This window comes from Nocardioides cavernaquae, assembly GCF_003600895.1.
Classification (GTDB): Bacteria; Actinomycetota; Actinomycetes; order Propionibacteriales; family Nocardioidaceae; genus Nocardioides; species Nocardioides cavernaquae.
Map to the genome: position 1 here is coordinate 2200032 of NZ_QYRP01000002.1, position 15492 is coordinate 2215523.

Sequence of the window (15492 nt, forward strand, 5' to 3'; positions counted from 1 at the left end):
CGGTTGGCGAACTTGTAGGCTGGGCGAACGTCCTGCGCGGGAGATCCCGAACGAGTGCAGATGCACCGCAGACCGCCCTTTCCAGCATGAGGAAATTCATTCATGGACTACAAGGTTGCTGACCTGAGCCTGGCCGAGTTCGGCCGCAAGGAGCTCACCCTCGCCGAGCACGAGATGCCCGGCCTCGTCTCGCTCCGCACGACGTACGGCGACGCCCAGCCGCTCAAGGGCGCCCGGATCGCCGGCTCGCTGCACATGACCATCCAGACGGGCGTTCTCATCGAGACGCTGGTCGCCCTCGGCGCCGACGTGCGCTGGGCCACCTGCAACATCTTCTCCACCCAGGACCACGCCGCCGCCGCGGTCGTCGTTGGCCGGCCCGAAACGGGCGGCACCGCCGAGAACCCCAAGGGCACGCCCGTCTTCGCCTGGAAGGGCGAGACCCTGGCGGAGTACTGGGACGAGGCCGAGAAGGTCTTCGACTTCACCGACGAGGCCGGCAACCCGGTCGGCCCGAACATGCTCCTCGACGACGGCGGGGACATCACGATGCTCCTCCACCTGGGTGTCGAGTTCGAGAAGGCCGGCGCGGTGCCCGGTCAGGACTCCACCGACAACGAGGAGTTCAAGGAGGTCCTCCGGGTCCTCGCTCGTTCCCTGGAGAACAGCAAGACCCGCTGGACGAACATCGCCAACGACGTCAAGGGTGTCTCCGAGGAGACCACCACCGGCGTCCTGCGCCTTTACGACCGCTTCAAGGAGGGCTCGCTCCTCTTCCCGGCGATCAACGTCAACGACTCGGTCACCAAGTCGAAGTTCGACAACAAGTACGGCTGCCGCCACTCGCTGATCGACGGCATCAACCGCGGCACCGACGTCATGATCGGCGGCAAGGTTGCCGTCGTGTGTGGCTACGGCGACGTCGGCAAGGGCTCGGCCGAGTCCCTGCGTGGCCAGGGCGCTCGCGTGATCATCACCGAGATCGACCCGATCTGCGCGCTGCAGGCGGCCATGGACGGCTACGAGGTCAAGCGCCTCGAGACCGTCGTGGACTACGCCGACATCTTCATCACCACGACGGGCAACTTCGACATCATCAAGGTCGAGCACTTCGAGAAGATGAAGCACCAGGCGATCGTCGGCAACATCGGTCACTTCGACAACGAGATCGACATGGCCGGTCTGGCCAAGATCCCGGGCATCGTCAAGGACGAGATCAAGCCGCAGGTCCACCAGTGGATCTTCCCCGACGGCAAGAAGGTCATCGTGCTGTCCGAGGGTCGTCTGCTGAACCTCGGCAACGCCACGGGCCACCCGTCGTTCGTCATGTCGAACTCCTTCACCAACCAGGTGCTGGCGCAGATCGAGCTCTACACGAAGACCGAGGAGTACCCGGTCGGCGTCTACGTCCTGCCGAAGCACCTCGACGAAGAGGTTGCGCGTCTGCACCTCGACGCCCTCGGTGTCGAGCTGACGATCCTCACCCAGGAGCAGGCCGACTACCTCGGCGTCCCCGTCGAGGGCCCGTTCAAGTCGGACCTCTACCGCTACTGAGATCCAGCGCTACTGATATCCCTACGGGGCGCCTCGGGGCGGGACGGAGAAGAACACAGTGACTGAGCAGCCGGTCGGCTATGCCACGAAGGGGCGCGTCCTCGTCGTCGACGACGACGCGTCCCTCGCCGAGATGCTCACCATCGTGTTGCGCCAGGAGGGCTTCGACAGCCGCGTGTGCACACGTGGCGACCTGGCCCTCGCGGCGTTCCGTGAATACCGCCCCGATGTGCTCCTGCTCGACCTGATGCTGCCCGGCAAGGACGGCATCGACGTGTGCAAGGAGATCCGCGCCGAGTCCGGCGTACCGATCGTCATGCTCACCGCCAAGGGCGACACCGTCGACGTGGTCGTCGGCCTCGAATCCGGGGCCGACGACTACGTCGTCAAGCCGTTCAAGCCCAAGGAGCTCGTCGCCCGCATCCGTGCGCGCGTACGACGCCTGGACGCTCCCGCGTCCGAGAACCTCCAGATCGGCGACCTGTCCGTCGACGTCGCGGGCCACTCCGTCACCCGTGACGGCCAGGCGATCAACCTGACTCCGCTCGAGTTCGACCTGCTGGTCTGCCTGGCTCGCAAGCCCTGGCAGGTGTTCACTCGCGAGGTGCTGCTCGAGCAGGTCTGGGGCTACCGTCACGCGGCCGACACCCGGCTGGTCAACGTGCACGTGCAGCGGCTCCGCTCGAAGGTGGAGCACGACCCCGAGAACCCCGAGATCGTGGTGACCGTCCGCGGTGTCGGCTACAAGGCAGGACATTCCTGAGCGTGCCGCACGGGTCGGGGCGCAACCTCTCGGCCGCGCTGCGCAGGGGGCTGACCTTCTGGCGTCGGTCCATCCAGGCACGCCTCGTGGTGAGCACGGTGCTGCTCGGCACGGTCGTGATCAGCGGCATGGGCTGGTTCCTGCTGCGCCAGACCGAGCAGGGCCTCGTCGATGCCCGGGTCCGCTCCGCCATCGCGGAGGCGGCCAACGAGACGGTTGAGGCGGAGAAACGACTGGCGTCCGTGCCCGGCACGGACGCCGATGCCGCCCAGCAGATCGCGCTGCTCTTCGAACCGATCGTCGAGCGCGGCACCTCCCGCGGCTTCGGCGTGGTGCTGGTCGGACCGATCACCGAGGGGCCGGACGCCAGCGAAGGCGGCACCCGGACCTCGCCGGGCCTCGACACCGCCGGCGTACCCGAGTCGCTGCGCGACCACTTCGCCGATGCCAACAGGACCGCCTGGACGTTCACACGGGTCCACCAGCGCCTGGGCGAGGGCGAGGTCGACACGGCGGGTGTTGCCGTCGGGCACCTCGTCCACCTGCCTGCGGATCGAGGCCGTTATGCCCTGTACTTCCTCTTCCCCATGGACCAGGAGGAGGAGACGCTCGCGCTCGTCACCCGGGCCCTGCTCACCGCCGGGGTCCTCCTGCTGGTCCTCGTCGCGGGCCTGACCTGGCTGGTCACGCGCCAGGTGGTCACGCCGATCCGGCTGGCACGGCGGGTCGCGGAGCGGCTTGCCGCCGGTCAGCTCGAGGAGCGGCTGCGGGTTCGGGGCGAGGACGACATCGCCCGTCTGGCCCAGTCCTTCAACCAGATGGCGGCCAACCTGCAGCGGCAGATCCGCCAGCTGGAGGAGCTCTCGCGGGTCCAGCGCCGGTTCACCTCCGACGTGTCGCACGAGCTGCGCACCCCGCTGACCACGGTGCGCATGGCGGGCGACGTCCTGCACGACGCCCGCGGCGACTTCGACCCGGTCACCGCGCGTGCGGCCGAGCTGCTGCAGACCGAGCTCGACCGCTTCGAGGGGCTGCTCAGCGACCTGCTCGAGATCAGCCGGTTCGACGCGGGTGCTGCGGTCCTCGACGTCGACGACGTCAACCTGGTCGACCTCGCCCACCGGATCGTCGACATGACGCGGCCGCTCGCCGAGCAGCGGGGCACCGAGGTGCGGGTCCTGGCGACCAACGCTCCCGTGCTCGCCGAGGCCGACCACCGTCGCGTCGAGCGCATCCTGCGCAACCTGGTCACGAACGCGATCGACCACGCCGAGTCCTCGGGGGTCGTGGTCTACGTCGCGGGCAACGAGCATGCCGCCTCCGTGGCCGTCCGCGACCACGGCATCGGGCTGGCGGCGGGGGAGTCGGCCCTCGTGTTCAACCGCTTCTGGCGTGCGGACCCTGCGCGCGCCCGGACCTCGGGCGGCACGGGTCTCGGGCTCGCGATCTCCCTCGAGGACACCCATCTCCACGGCGGCTGGCTCCAGGCCTGGGGGCAGCCGGGCAAGGGTGCCCAGTTCCGGCTCACCCTGCCGCGTCACGCCGGCGGGATGCTCCGGCAGTCGCCCCTCCCGCTCGTGCCGACGGATGTCAGCGCCACCCCTGCTGGCCGGGAGCAGTCGTGAGCACGCTGCGCGACCTCCGGGTCCTCCTTGCCGGCCTGCTGCTGACCAGCGTGGCCACCGGCTGCGTCCGTCTGCCCGACTCGGGCCAGGTGCGCAGGGTTCCGGAGGAGCGTCCGGCAGTCCTCGAGGAGGGCATCCCCTACCTGCCGCCGGGCCCGTCCCGCGGAGAAGGTCCACGGGATGTCGTGCGGGGCTTCCTCGACGCGATGATGGCCAGCCCGCTCCAGCTCTCCACGGCCCGGGAGTTCCTCACCGAGGACGGCGCGCAGGCATGGCGGCCCCAGCGGCGAGTGGTCACCTACACCGCAGCCACGCTGGGCACGGTCGCGGGCACGGCCGAGATCGACCTCGGCGGCGCGCAGTGGATCGACGCCCGCGGCCGGTGGCGCGGGGAGCTGCCCGCGCGGCAACGCGTCGTACAGCTGCCGCTCGTGGTCGAGGACGGCGAGTGGCGCATCGACCAGGTGCCTGACGCGATGCTCGTGCCCGAGACCTGGTTCGCGGAGCACTACCAGCAGGTCTCGCTGGACTTCCTGGACCCGACGACGAGCATCATCGTTCCCGAGCCCGTCTTCGTCCCGCGCGGCGAGCAGATGGCGACTGCCCTGGTCCGTGGGTTGATCGCCGGCCCGCCCGACGCCGCCGGAGCCGGACTGGTCTCGCTGCTGCGCGGCGCCCACCTGATCGGTGGGGCCGTGACGATCGAGGACGGCGTCGCGTCGGTCGCGCTGGACGGGGACATCACCGCGACCACGGAGGAGAGCCGCGAGCTCCTTGCCGCCCAGCTGGCGTGGACGCTGCGTCAGGTGCCGATCGTGTCCGCGCTGCGCGTGCGCCTCGGGTCCGCCCCGCTCGCGCTGAAGGGTGGCCTCACGGAGTTCCCGGTCGGCATCGGAGCGGCCTACGACCCTCGATCCGCAGGTGCCGCCGACGACCTCTTCGGCCTGCGCAACGGGCACCTGGTCGGTCTGGTCGGGGGAAGCCCGGTTCCCGCGACGGGCCCGCTCGGCACCGGACCGCGGCTGCGCGACGTCGCGGTGTCGCTGCCAGGGAGCATGGCCGCGGGCGTGAGGTCGTCGGGACGTGACCTCCTGGTGGCACCGGTCGATGACGAGACCGGCAGCGCGCTGAAGACTCCGATCCGCGGCGCAGAGGACCTCGCGCATCCGGCGTGGGACTCCGAAGGCCGGCTCTGGGTGCTCGACCGGCGTCGCACCGGAGCAGTGGTCTCGGTCCTGGTCGACAACCGCGTCACGGAGGTGGAGGTGCCGGGGGTGTCGGGTGAGGCAGTCGTCGACCTGCTGGTCTCGCGTGACGGCACCCGCCTCGTCGCCGCCGTACGCCGCGTGGGCGGGGACGAGGTGAGGATCAGCCGCCTGGACTGGCACACCGGCAGGGTCCGTGCGTCCGCCGCGCAGCAGATCGCCCGCCTCGACAGCAGCGGCACCCCGATCCGGGACCTGGCCTGGCGCTCGCCGACCGAGCTCCTCGTCCTCAGTGCCCTCTCCACGCGGCTCGCTGAGGTGCGCACCGTGTCCGTGGACGGGTCTCCCGCCCGGGTCCGTGATGCTGGTCCGCCTGAGCTGGTCCGCGCCGACGTACGCCGCCTCGTCGCCTCACCCGCCGATCGCGCGCTGGCGTGGGCGGAGACCGCTGACGGTGTCCTGGTCGGCGTTGGCCCGATTGGCTCGGCCACCCCGCCCGCCGGGGCACAGCAGATCACCTACGTCGGCTGAAGGCGGGCCGTCGGGGCGGTCGTCCACAGGCGGCTCTGCCCGTGGTTGCCCGCGGGTTCCCGACGGGCTTCGGTGGAGCCCGTGATCCGCATCGGCGTCGACCCGCTGCTCGACCTCCTGGCAGGCAGCTCCTGCGTCGGCTGCCGTCGCCCGGGGCGCCAGCTCTGCCCGGCCTGCGCGACGGCCGTCAGCGGCCGGGCCCGAGCGGTCCGACCGACTCCGTGCCCACCCGGCCTCGCGCCGTGCTGCGCCGCGGGGGAGTACTCCGGGATGCTGCGGGCCCTCGTCCTCGGCCACAAGGAGCATCATCGCCTGCCCCTGCGCGCCCCTCTCGGCTCGCTGCTCGCCGACGCCGTCCTCGTGCTGCTCGCGGGAGACGCGATCGGCCCGGTCGTGCTGGTTCCGGTGCCCTCCCGGCCGGGCAGCGCCCTGCGGCGTGGCCACGACCCGACCTGGGACATCACCCGGTCCGCGGCGCGTGAGCTGGGCCGGCGCGGGGCCCGTGCGTCGGCGCACCGGTTGCTGAGGGTGGGGCGGGTCGGAGACCAGCGCGAGCTCGATGCTGCCGGCCGTGCCGCCAACCTCCGGGATGCGATGTCGGTCGACGGACCGCGGCTCGCCCGGCTGGCGCGCCGCCACGAGCGCGCGGTGATCGTGCTCTGCGACGACGTGCTGACCACCGGATCGACGGCCCGTGAGGCGCAGCGAGCCCTTGCCGCGACCGGTGTGGGCATCGCCGGGGTCGCGGTGGTGGCCGCGACGCGGCGACGCGCACCACCTCATGGCGAAACTTCAGGGAGATTGCTTTCATCGATGGGCCGAAGGGTCTAGCGTCGGTGCATGGAGTCCATTCGGGTCCGTGGTGATGTCAGCGAACGGCCCGTGGTCGGGCCGCGCAGGCAGGCCGAAACCCGCCGAACGGGCTCCTTCTCCGTTCCCGTCACCGTCCCCTGACGGTGACGTGCTGCACCCTGCACACGACACCGAGAAACACGGAGGTCTCCATGGAAATTGTGGTCAACGCCCGGCACTGCGAAGTGTCCGACCGGTTCCGCAGCCACGTCGAGGAGAAGCTCGTTCGCCTGGAGAAGCACGATCATCGGATCATCCGCATGGCAGTTGAAGTAGAGAAGGAACGCAACCCACGACAGACCGACCGTGCTGTCCGCGTCGAGCTGACGGCGTTCTCCAAGGGCCCGGTGATCCGCGCGGAGGCCGCAGCGGTCGACAAGATGGCGGCCCTGGACCTCGCGCTCGACAAGATGGCGTCCCAGATGCGCCGCGCGGCGGATCGTCGCCGCGTGCACCACGGCCGCCACACGCCGGTCTCGGTGGGAGAGGCTCTTGGGCGCAGCGTTCCCGAGCCTGTCCTCCTTTCCGAGGACACCGTCCTCGAGCGCCAGGTCGGACCGATCACCGTGACCGGGGACGGTCCACTGGTGGTCCGCGAGAAGTCACACCCCGCAGCGCCGATGACGCTCGACCAGGCCCTCTACGAGATGGAGCTGGTTGGACACGACTTCTATCTGTACGTCGACAAGGAGAGCGAGCGCCCCGCAGTCGTCTACCGCCGCAAGGGCTATGACTACGGCGTGATCTCGCTGGATCTGGTCAGTTGACCTGTCGTGGCACGGTCCCCACTCGGGACCGTGCCATGATGCACATGTGACAACGATGGACATCTCGGGAGAGCGTGAACCGATCCGCGTCCTGGTCGTCGACGACCAGGAGCTGTTTCGTGGCGGGCTGACGATGATCCTCGGCACCGACCCGGGCATCGAGGTGGTCGGCCAGGCCGGCGACGGCATCGAGGGCACCACCCTTGCGGCGGCCCTTGCGCCGGACGTGGTCCTGCTCGACGTGCGCATGCCCAAGCGCTCGGGCATCGAGGCCTGCGTGGCGATCAAGGAGACGGTCCCGTCCGCCAAGATCATCATGCTCACCGTCAGCGACGAGGAGGCCGACCTCTACGAGGCGGTCAAGTCCGGAGCTGCGGGCTACCTGCTCAAGGACTCCTCGATCGACGAGGTCACCCAGGCGGTGCGGGTGGTCGCCGACGGACAGTCGCTGATCTCCCCGTCGATGGCGGTCAAGCTGATCGACGAGTTCAAGCAGATGTCGCGTCCCGACCGCGACCAGGTCTCGCCGCTGCGGCTGACGGACCGCGAGCTCGAGGTGCTCCGGCTGGTGGCCACCGGCATGAACAACCGCGAGATCGCGCGGCAGCTCTTCATCAGCGAGAACACCGTCAAGAACCATGTGCGCAACATCCTGGAGAAGCTCCAGCTGCACTCGCGCATGGAGGCCGTCATGTATGCCGTCCGCGAGAAGCTGCTCGACATCCCCTGACCGGCGTTCCGACGGAGTTGTCGGTGCTCGGTTCTAGGCTGCCGACATGGAGTCGCTGAGCAACGCCCAGGCGCGTCGCATCGCGCTCGCGGCGCAGGGGTTCCTTGACCCGCCGCACGAGCGACCGACGCTGCGCACGTTCGACCGCACGATCGCGCGCACGGGTGTGCTGCAGATCGACTCGGTCAACGTCCTGCAGCGGGCGCACTACATGCCGCTCTACGCGCGCATGGGCCCCTACGACACCGACCTGCTCCGGCGAGCCGCCGAGGAGCGTCCCCGCCGCGTGGTGGAGTACTGGGCGCACGAGGCCGCCTTCATGCCCGTCGACCTGTGGCCGTTCCTGCAGCACCGCATGGAGCGGGCACACACCCAGGCATGGGGAGGGCCGCGTTCCATCGCGCAGGAGAACCCGGGGCTGGTCAAGGACGTCCTCGACGACGTACGCCGCCGCGGCCGGCGGTCGGCGCGGCAGATCGATGCCGACCTCACCGGCGACCGTGATCGCGCGCGCACCCACTGGGGGTGGAACTGGTCAGACGTGAAGAAGGCGCTCGAGTTCCTCTTCTACGCAGGCGACCTGACCGTCTCGGGGCGCAACGCCCAGTTCGAGCGGCTCTATGACGTCCCGGAGCGGGTGCTGCCAGCTGACGTCCTCGACACCCCGACACCGTCACCCGCCGAGGCGCAGCGCGAGCTGGTCCGGCGTGCAGCACGAAGCCATGGCGTGGCGAGCGAGCGGTGCCTGCGTGACTACTACCGGATGGGCGCCGACGAGGCCCGGGTGGCGGTCGCGAGCCTGGTCGAGGCCGGCGAGATCGAGCCGGTCACCGTCGAGGGCTGGGGCCGCCCGGCGTACGTTCATCGTGATGCGCGCCTGCCGCGCCGGGTCGCCGCGCGCACGCTGTTGAGCCCGTTCGATCCGGTCGTGTGGGAGCGGACCCGCACGGAGGCGCTGTTCGGTTTCCGCTATCGGATCGAGATCTACGTGCCGGCGGAGAAGCGCGTCCATGGCTACTACGTGCTGCCTTTCCTCCTCGGTGACCGGCTCGTCGGGCGGGTGGACCTCAAGGCCGACCGCGGCAACCGGCGACTGCTCGTTCTGGGCTCCTACGCGGAGCCCGATGCACCTGCCGACACCGCCACGGAGCTCGCGCATGAGCTGCGGAGACTGGCGGGCTGGCTCGACCTCGACGATGTTGTCGTCTCGCCCCGCGGTGACCTCGCCACCGCCCTGAACGAGGGTTTGCTCCGCGGGTAGCATGACCGGCGGCCCGTTCGAATGAATCGGGCCCGACTACTTCCAGGAGATCCGCAGTGGCCGTGCTCGACAAGATCCTCCGCATCGGCGAGGGCAAGATCCTCCGCGAGCTCGAGGCGATCGCCAAGGCCGTCAACGCCATCGAGGACGACTTCGTCGCGATGAGTGACGACGAGCTGCGCGGCCAGACCGCGGAGTTCCGCGAGCGCCTGGACAAGGGTGAGTCCCTCGACGACCTCATGCCGGAGGCCTTTGCGACGGTTCGTGAGGCAGCGCGCCGGGTCCTCGGCCAGCGCCACTACGACGTGCAGCTCCTGGGTGGTGCCGCGCTCCACCTCGGCAACATCGCCGAGATGAAGACCGGTGAGGGCAAGACCCTCGTCTCGACGCTGCCGGCCTACCTCAACGCCCTCGCGGGCGAGGGCGTCCACATCGTCACGGTCAACGACTACCTGGCCAAGTTCCAGTCCGAGATGATGGGCCGCGTCCACCACTTCCTGGGCATGAGCGTCGGCGTCATCCTGCCGTCGATGACGCCTGCGGAGCGCCGTGAGGCCTACGCCTGCGACATCACCTACGCGACCAACAACGAGCTCGGCTTCGACTACCTGCGCGACAACATGGCGACGAGCATCGAGGACTGCGTCCAGCGCGGCCACGCCTACGCGATCGTCGACGAGGTCGACTCGATCCTCATCGACGAGGCCCGCACGCCGCTGATCATCTCCGGTCCGACCCAGGACGAGGTGAAGTGGTACGACGAGTTCGCCAAGATCGCGGCGACCATGACGCGCGACGTCGACTACGAGGTCGACGAGAAGAAGCGCACGATCTCGGTCCTCGAACCCGGCATCACCAAGGTCGAGGACTACCTCGGCATCGAGAACCTCTACGACACGGTCAACACTCCGCTGATCTCGTTCATGAACAACTCCATCAAGGCCAAGGAGCTGTTCCGCAACGACAAGGAGTACGTCGTCATGAACGGCGAGGTGCTCATCGTCGACGAGCACACCGGCCGCATGCTGGCCGGTCGCCGTTACAACGAGGGCCTGCACCAGGCGATTGAGGCCAAGGAGGGGGTGCAGGTCCGCGAGGAGTACCAGACCCTCGCCACCGTCACCCTGCAGAACTTCTTCCGGCTCTACAAGAAGCTCTCCGGCATGACCGGCACGGCCATGACCGAGGCCAGTGAGTTCGACAAGATCTACAACCTCGGCGTCGTCCCGATCCGCACCAACAAGCCGATGCTGCGCATCGACCAGGCCGACCTCGTCTACCGCACCGAGCTGGCGAAGTACGCCGCCGTCGTGGACGACATCGCCGAGCGCAACAAGGCCGGTCAGCCGGTCCTCGTCGGCACCGTGTCGGTCGAGAAGTCCGAGCACATCTCCCAGCTGCTGAAGAAGAAGGGCGTCCCGCACTCGGTGCTGAACGCCAAGTTCCACGCCGACGAGGCCAAGATCGTCGCGCTGGCCGGCCACAAGGGCGCGGTCACGGTTGCCACCAACATGGCGGGGCGAGGCACCGACATCATGCTCGGTGGATCGGTGGAGTTCCTCGCCGACGCGGAGCTGCGCAAGAAGGGCCTCGAGCCCGTCGGGGAGACCGCCGACGAGTACGACGCCGCGTGGCCCGAGACCATCGAGCGGATCAAGGCGCAGGTCCAGACCGAGCACGACGAGGTCAAGGAGGCCGGCGGCCTCTACGTCGTCGGCACCGAGCGCCACGAGTCGCGCCGCATCGACAACCAGCTCCGTGGTCGTTCCGGTCGTCAGGGTGACCCGGGCGAGTCCCGCTTCTACCTGTCGCTGCAGGACGAGCTCATGCGCCTGTTCAAGTCGGACTGGGTCGACCGGATCCTCACCGTCCTCAAGGTGCCGGACGACGTGCCGATCGAGAACAAGCGCGTCACGGGCGCGATCGCCAACGCCCAGGGCCAGATCGAGGGCCAGAACTTCGAGTCCCGCAAGAACGTCCTCAAGTACGACGACGTCATGGACCGCCAGCGCAAGGTCATCTACGGCGAGCGCCGCGAGGTCCTCGAGGGTGCCGACATCCGCGAGCAGATCCGGGGCTTCGTCGACGACGTCGTGGCCGGCTACGTCGGAGGTGCCACCGACGGCTATGCCGAGCAGTGGGACCTCCCGGCCCTGTGGACCGCGCTGCGCCAGCTCTACCCGATCACGCTGCGCCACGAGGACGTCTCCGGCCTCGACCGCGAGGAGCTCATCGCGGCGATCCAGGCCGACGCCCACGCGGCGTACGACGTGCGTGAGGACGACCTCGGCTCCGAGACCATGCGTGAGCTCGAGCGCCGCGTGATCCTCTCGGTGCTCGACCGCAAGTGGCGCGAGCACCTCTACGAGATGGACTACCTGCGCGAGGGCATCTACCTGCGGGCCTACTCGCAGCGCGACCCGCTGGTGGAGTACCAGCGCGAGGGCTTCGAGATGTTCACCGCGATGATGGACGCGATCAAGGAGGAGTCGGTCGGCTTCCTCTTCAACGTGGAGGTCCAGGTCGAGGGCGATGCGGAGCCGGTCGAGGGTGGCGAGTTCCACTTCCACGCCGACGGCACCCGCCACGAGGGCCCGATGCACGAGGGCGCACTCGCGGAGCCCCCGGCGGCAGCGCAGCGGCCCCACGTCCAGGCGAAGGGCCTCGACGCGCCCGCTGCGCCGCGGAACCTCTCCTACGCCGGTCCTACCGAGGACGGCGAGGTCGAGATCCGCAAGGACGCCGCTGAGGAGGACCCGTTCGCGGGCACCGGTCGCAACGACAAGTGCCCGTGCGGCTCCGGCAAGAAGTTCAAGCAGTGCCACGGCGCCCCGGGCGGCCCCACCGGTCTGACCACGCGGGTGAATGGCTGACCTCAGCCGAACTCGAGGGCGGTGCACTGCCATCGGCCGCTGATCACTTCGAGCCGGGCCGCGATCGCGCGGTGACGGGCGCCGTGCTGGACGGTGAGCGCCACCTCGGCGACCCCCGCGCCGACGAAGCACGCCCGCACCTGGCGCACCTGCGGGCGGACCGCCGGACGACGGGGACCGTGCCCGCCGGCCTGACGCAGGGTGGCCTGGGCGACCACGCGCGCGCGGTAGGCCAGCTCACGGTGGATCGACGGCGTGGTCCAGCGGACGAGCTGGGTCACCGGTCGATCACCCAGGACGACCTCGAGGCAGGCCTGGCCGAAGGTCAGGGCCCACTGCTGCAGCTCGCTCCGGACGGCGGGGGAGACGACGACCGTGTCGGCGCCCCGGAGCGCGGACGTCTCGGGGGTCATCGGTCGCGGTGCCGGCGAGGGCTCCGCGCCGAGGTCGAGTGCCAGCGAACCCTGGACCGCGCGCAGCGGCACGGGTGCCGGTGTCCAACGGACCTCCGCGACGGCGCTCATCGACCCGCCTCCGGCATCGTGAGTCGCTGACCGGGGAGGATCAGATCAGGGTCGGTGCCGACCGTGTCGCGGTTGGCGGCCCAGATCGCGCGCCACTGGCGGTCGACGTCGGCCGCCGTGGCGTCGGGGGACAGGCTGACCTCGGCGAGGTGCCACAGGCAGTCGCCCTCGCGGACGTCCACGGCACGAGCAGTCGGGGAGGCCCCTGTCGTGGACGCCACGGGTGTGGGCGGCATCCCGGCCTGGCCGGTGTCCGCGTTGGCGGGCGCCACGCTCGCGGCGAGCGCCACTCCGCAGGCGGTCATGAGGACCCGCCTGACCGCGCGTGGGCAACCGGGCAGCGTCCTCATCCGGGCGCCGCGTGCCGCGTCGTACGCCGTGAGGGAGGTGATGAGCCAGAGCCAGGCGGTGCACGCGGCCAGCGCGACGGACGCGGCGCGCGTCAGGGCGCCGTCGAAGTCCGGCGGCGCGGCGCCGAGGTCCCGGCCGAGCAGGGCCAGCAGAAGTGCGGAAACGGCGGTGACCGCCGACCAGACGAGGAGGCACCGGAGGACAGGTGCACGCCGAAGATCCCGAGACATCGACCCCAACCTTTGCGTTTGCGTGTGTTTGCATCACTACACGTCTATTCGACGACGATGTCAACGCCTTCTCCACAGGTTCATTCGTAGACTCCGGGGAATCACTTCTCGGGAAGGTGCGCAGCGTGGACGAACCGTGGGAGGCGCGACTCTTCGCGTTCCTCGATGACCTCGAGCAGCAGGCGGGGGCGACCTTCGCCGCTGAGCGCGACCAGGAGGTCGCCGAGCGGGCGCGCGCGGAGTACGCACGGGTGGTGCTGGCGGCCCGGCTGATGGCCAGTGTCGAGCGCGACGTGACGCTCACCGTCGACGGCGTGGGGCCGGTGTCGGGCCGGCTGCGCCGCGTGGCGGACGGCTGGTGCCTGGTCGTCGCGTCGACCGGTAGCTGGATCGTCCGCCTGGACGCCGTCGCCCTCGTGCGTGGCGGCGCAGCCACAGCGGTGCCTCCAGAGGCATGGCCGGCCACCGCCCGGCTCGGACTCGGCTCCGCGCTGCGGCGGCTGACTGGCGAGCGCTGCCAGATCCACCCCCGGAGGGGAACCCCTTATGAGGCGCGTCTGGGCCGCGTGGGTGCTGACTTCGTCGAGGCCGTTGTGGGCGCCGATCCCGCGCCGGTGCTCATCGCATTCAGCGGCCTGGCCGCGGTGCAGCAGCGGGGCTGATCAGGCTCTGTCGCGGCGCACAGGCGTCCCGGACTACGTCGCGTCGGCGTCGTACGGCGGGAGCTCGCCCTCGGCCAGCGGACGCAGCCCCTCGCGGACTGGTTCATCGTCGGCCAGCGCCATCGCGTCGGTGATGTGCTTGCGGACCAGGTTGCGTGGGTCGAGGTCGCGCAGCTCGAGGTCGGAGTACTCCGGGCCGAGCTCGCGGCGCAGCTCGTCGCGCGCGACGTCGGCATAGCCCTTCATGCGACGCACGAAGCGTCCGGCCTGCGCCGCGAACTCGGGCAGCCGCTCCGGTCCGAGCACGAGGACTGCAACAAGGGCGATGATCGCCAGCTCGCCGAGCCCGATGTCGAACATGCGTCAGAACTTGCTCGACGGAGTGAGGCCGAGCTGCAGGCCGGCAAGTCCGCGTCCGCGCCCGGAGAGGTCGTCGGCGATCTTCGTGATCGCCACGGCGGCGGCTGAGGTCGGGTCGGAGTCGACGATCGGCTTGCCGGAGTCGCCGCCCTCGCGCAGCGACGGGTCGAGCGGGATCTGTCCGAGCAGGCGGACGTTGTAGCCGAACCGCTGCGAAAGGGTCTCCGCCACGCGCTCGCCACCGCCCGAGCCGAAGACCTCGATGCGCTCGCCGGACGGAAGCTCCATCCAGGACATGTTCTCGACGACGCCGATGACGCGCTGGTGCATCATCGAAGCCATGGTGCCGGCGCGCTCGGCCACCTCGGCGGCGGCCTCCTGCGGCGTGGTGACGACGATGACCTCGGCGTTGGGCAGGTGCTGGCCCAGCGAGATGGCGATGTCGCCGGTGCCCGGGGGAAGATCGAGGAGGAGCGCGTCGAGGTCGCCCCAGTAGACGTCTGCGAGCATCTGCACGAGGGCACGGTCGAGCATCGGTCCGCGCCAGGCGACGACCTGGTCACGCTTGGGCTTGAGCATGCCGATCGAGATGACGGAGACGCCCGAGGCGGTCGGCACCGGCATGATCAGGTCCTCGACCTGGGTCGGTCGGGTGTCCGCGATGCCGAGCATGGCCGGGATCGAGTGGCCGTAGATGTCGGCGTCGACGATGCCGACCTTGAGGCCCTGCTTGGCGAGCGCCAGGGCGAGGTTCACCGTGAGGGACGACTTGCCGACGCCGCCCTTGCCGGACGCGATCGCATAGACCTTGGTCAGCGAGCCGGGCTTGGCGAACGGGATCTCGCGCTGCGCCTGACCGTTGCGGAGCACCTCCTGCAGACCGGCACGCTGCTCGGCCGTCATCACGCCGAGGTCGAGGCTGACTCCGGTCACGCCGGGGACCTTCGAGACCGCAGCGGTGACGTCGCGGGTGATCGTGTCCTTGAGCGGGCACCCGGCCACCGTCAGCAGCACGACGACGGCGACGTGGCCGTCCTCGCCGATGACGACCGAGTCGACCATGTTCAGGTCGGTGATGGGGCGCTTGATCTCCGGGTCGTTGACCGTGGCCAGTGCCGCGTTGACCTGCTCGAGAGTGGGGGTGCTCATGATGCCTCAGCCTACGTGGTCGGGACACGTGGTCGCCCACAGGTCCGGTCCGGGA

At 69.9% G+C, this 15492-nt stretch carries 14 protein-coding genes; 10 read left to right on the forward strand and 4 right to left on the reverse strand.

The features are described 5' to 3' along the window. The first annotated feature begins 102 nt into the window (after window positions 1-102). The 9 genes from ahcY to secA all read left to right on the forward strand — a co-directional run bounded on the left by ahcY (window position 103) and on the right by secA (window position 12161). Window positions 103-1554 carry an adenosylhomocysteinase gene (gene ahcY / locus D4739_RS10665; RefSeq protein WP_120060604.1) on the forward strand — a complete coding sequence of 484 codons (1452 nt, stop codon included), beginning with the start codon at window positions 103-105 and terminating at the stop codon, window positions 1552-1554. Window positions 1555-1612: 58 nt separating this feature from the next. Then, window positions 1613-2317, forward strand: a complete 705-nt coding sequence (mtrA, locus tag D4739_RS10670; protein WP_120060605.1) for an MtrAB system response regulator MtrA — start codon at window positions 1613-1615, stop codon at window positions 2315-2317. Window positions 2318-2319: 2 nt separating this feature from the next. Continuing rightward, window positions 2320-3942: an MtrAB system histidine kinase MtrB gene (gene mtrB / locus D4739_RS10675; protein WP_238473609.1), complete on the forward strand. Its 1623-nt coding sequence runs from the start codon at window positions 2320-2322 to the stop codon at window positions 3940-3942. Continuing rightward, window positions 3939-5678, forward strand: a complete 1740-nt coding sequence (locus tag D4739_RS10680; protein ID WP_120060607.1) for an LpqB family beta-propeller domain-containing protein — start codon at window positions 3939-3941, stop codon at window positions 5676-5678. Before mtrB ends, D4739_RS10680 begins: the two co-directional genes overlap by 4 nt. Before the next feature lie 81 nt (window positions 5679-5759). Next, a complete protein-coding gene (locus tag D4739_RS10685) occupies window positions 5760-6509 on the forward strand; it encodes a ComF family protein (protein ID WP_238473610.1) in 750 nt (249 codons plus the stop codon). Window positions 6510-6682: 173 nt separating this feature from the next. Further along, a complete protein-coding gene (hpf, locus tag D4739_RS10690) occupies window positions 6683-7297 on the forward strand; it encodes a ribosome hibernation-promoting factor, HPF/YfiA family (RefSeq protein ID WP_120060609.1) in 615 nt (204 codons plus the stop codon). Between the two features lie 55 nt (window positions 7298-7352). Beyond that, window positions 7353-8027, forward strand: coding sequence for a response regulator (locus D4739_RS10695; RefSeq protein WP_120060610.1), 675 nt, complete (start codon window positions 7353-7355; stop codon window positions 8025-8027). Between the two features lie 46 nt (window positions 8028-8073). Beyond that, complete coding sequence (locus D4739_RS10700; RefSeq protein ID WP_120060611.1) at window positions 8074-9288, forward strand: winged helix-turn-helix domain-containing protein; 1215 nt, start codon at window positions 8074-8076, stop codon at window positions 9286-9288. A gap of 56 nt (window positions 9289-9344) precedes the next feature. Beyond that, window positions 9345-12161, forward strand: coding sequence for a preprotein translocase subunit SecA (gene secA / locus D4739_RS10705; RefSeq protein WP_120060612.1), 2817 nt, complete (start codon window positions 9345-9347; stop codon window positions 12159-12161). A gap of 2 nt (window positions 12162-12163) precedes the next feature. On the opposite strand, the gene D4739_RS10710 is transcribed toward secA, so the two are convergent. Both D4739_RS10710 and D4739_RS10715 read right to left on the reverse strand, forming a co-directional pair. Continuing rightward, entirely contained in the window at window positions 12164-12685 is a 522-nt protein-coding gene (locus tag D4739_RS10710; protein WP_120060613.1) for an Rv3235 family protein, read from the reverse strand. After that, a complete protein-coding gene (locus D4739_RS10715) occupies window positions 12682-13266 on the reverse strand; it encodes a LysM peptidoglycan-binding domain-containing protein (protein ID WP_120060614.1) in 585 nt (194 codons plus the stop codon). Before D4739_RS10715 ends, D4739_RS10710 begins: the two co-directional genes overlap by 4 nt. Window positions 13267-13391: 125 nt before the next feature. Between D4739_RS10715 and D4739_RS10720 the strand changes: the two genes are divergently transcribed. Next, window positions 13392-13928, forward strand: a complete 537-nt coding sequence (locus D4739_RS10720; RefSeq protein WP_120060615.1) for a hypothetical protein — start codon at window positions 13392-13394, stop codon at window positions 13926-13928. A 33-nt stretch (window positions 13929-13961) separates the two neighbouring features. On the opposite strand, the gene D4739_RS10725 is transcribed toward D4739_RS10720, so the two are convergent. Both D4739_RS10725 and D4739_RS10730 read right to left on the reverse strand, forming a co-directional pair. Then, window positions 13962-14288: a sec-independent translocase gene (locus D4739_RS10725; RefSeq protein WP_120060616.1), complete on the reverse strand. Its 327-nt coding sequence runs from the start codon at window positions 14286-14288 to the stop codon at window positions 13962-13964. 3 nt (window positions 14289-14291) lie between these two features. Further along, entirely contained in the window at window positions 14292-15437 is a 1146-nt protein-coding gene (locus D4739_RS10730; protein ID WP_120060617.1) for an Mrp/NBP35 family ATP-binding protein, read from the reverse strand. Window positions 15438-15492: the final 55 nt, after the last annotated feature.

Excerpts from the sequence above, each read along its gene's own strand:
- ahcY (WP_120060604.1), top strand. The coding sequence starts at position 103 with ATGGACTACAAGGTTGCTGACCTGAGCCTGGCCGAGTTCGGCCGCAAG.
- hpf (WP_120060609.1), top strand. The coding sequence starts at position 6,683 with ATGGAAATTGTGGTCAACGCCCGGCACTGCGAAGTGTCCGACCGGTTC.
- D4739_RS10695 (WP_120060610.1), top strand. The coding sequence starts at position 7,353 with ATGGACATCTCGGGAGAGCGTGAACCGATCCGCGTCCTGGTCGTCGAC.
- D4739_RS10700 (WP_120060611.1), top strand. The coding sequence starts at position 8,074 with ATGGAGTCGCTGAGCAACGCCCAGGCGCGTCGCATCGCGCTCGCGGCG.
- D4739_RS10710 (WP_120060613.1), bottom strand. The coding sequence starts at position 12,685 with ATGAGCGCCGTCGCGGAGGTCCGTTGGACACCGGCACCCGTGCCGCTG.
- D4739_RS10715 (WP_120060614.1), bottom strand. The coding sequence starts at position 13,266 with ATGTCTCGGGATCTTCGGCGTGCACCTGTCCTCCGGTGCCTCCTCGTC.
- D4739_RS10725 (WP_120060616.1), bottom strand. The coding sequence starts at position 14,288 with ATGTTCGACATCGGGCTCGGCGAGCTGGCGATCATCGCCCTTGTTGCA.
- D4739_RS10730 (WP_120060617.1), bottom strand. The coding sequence starts at position 15,437 with ATGAGCACCCCCACTCTCGAGCAGGTCAACGCGGCACTGGCCACGGTC.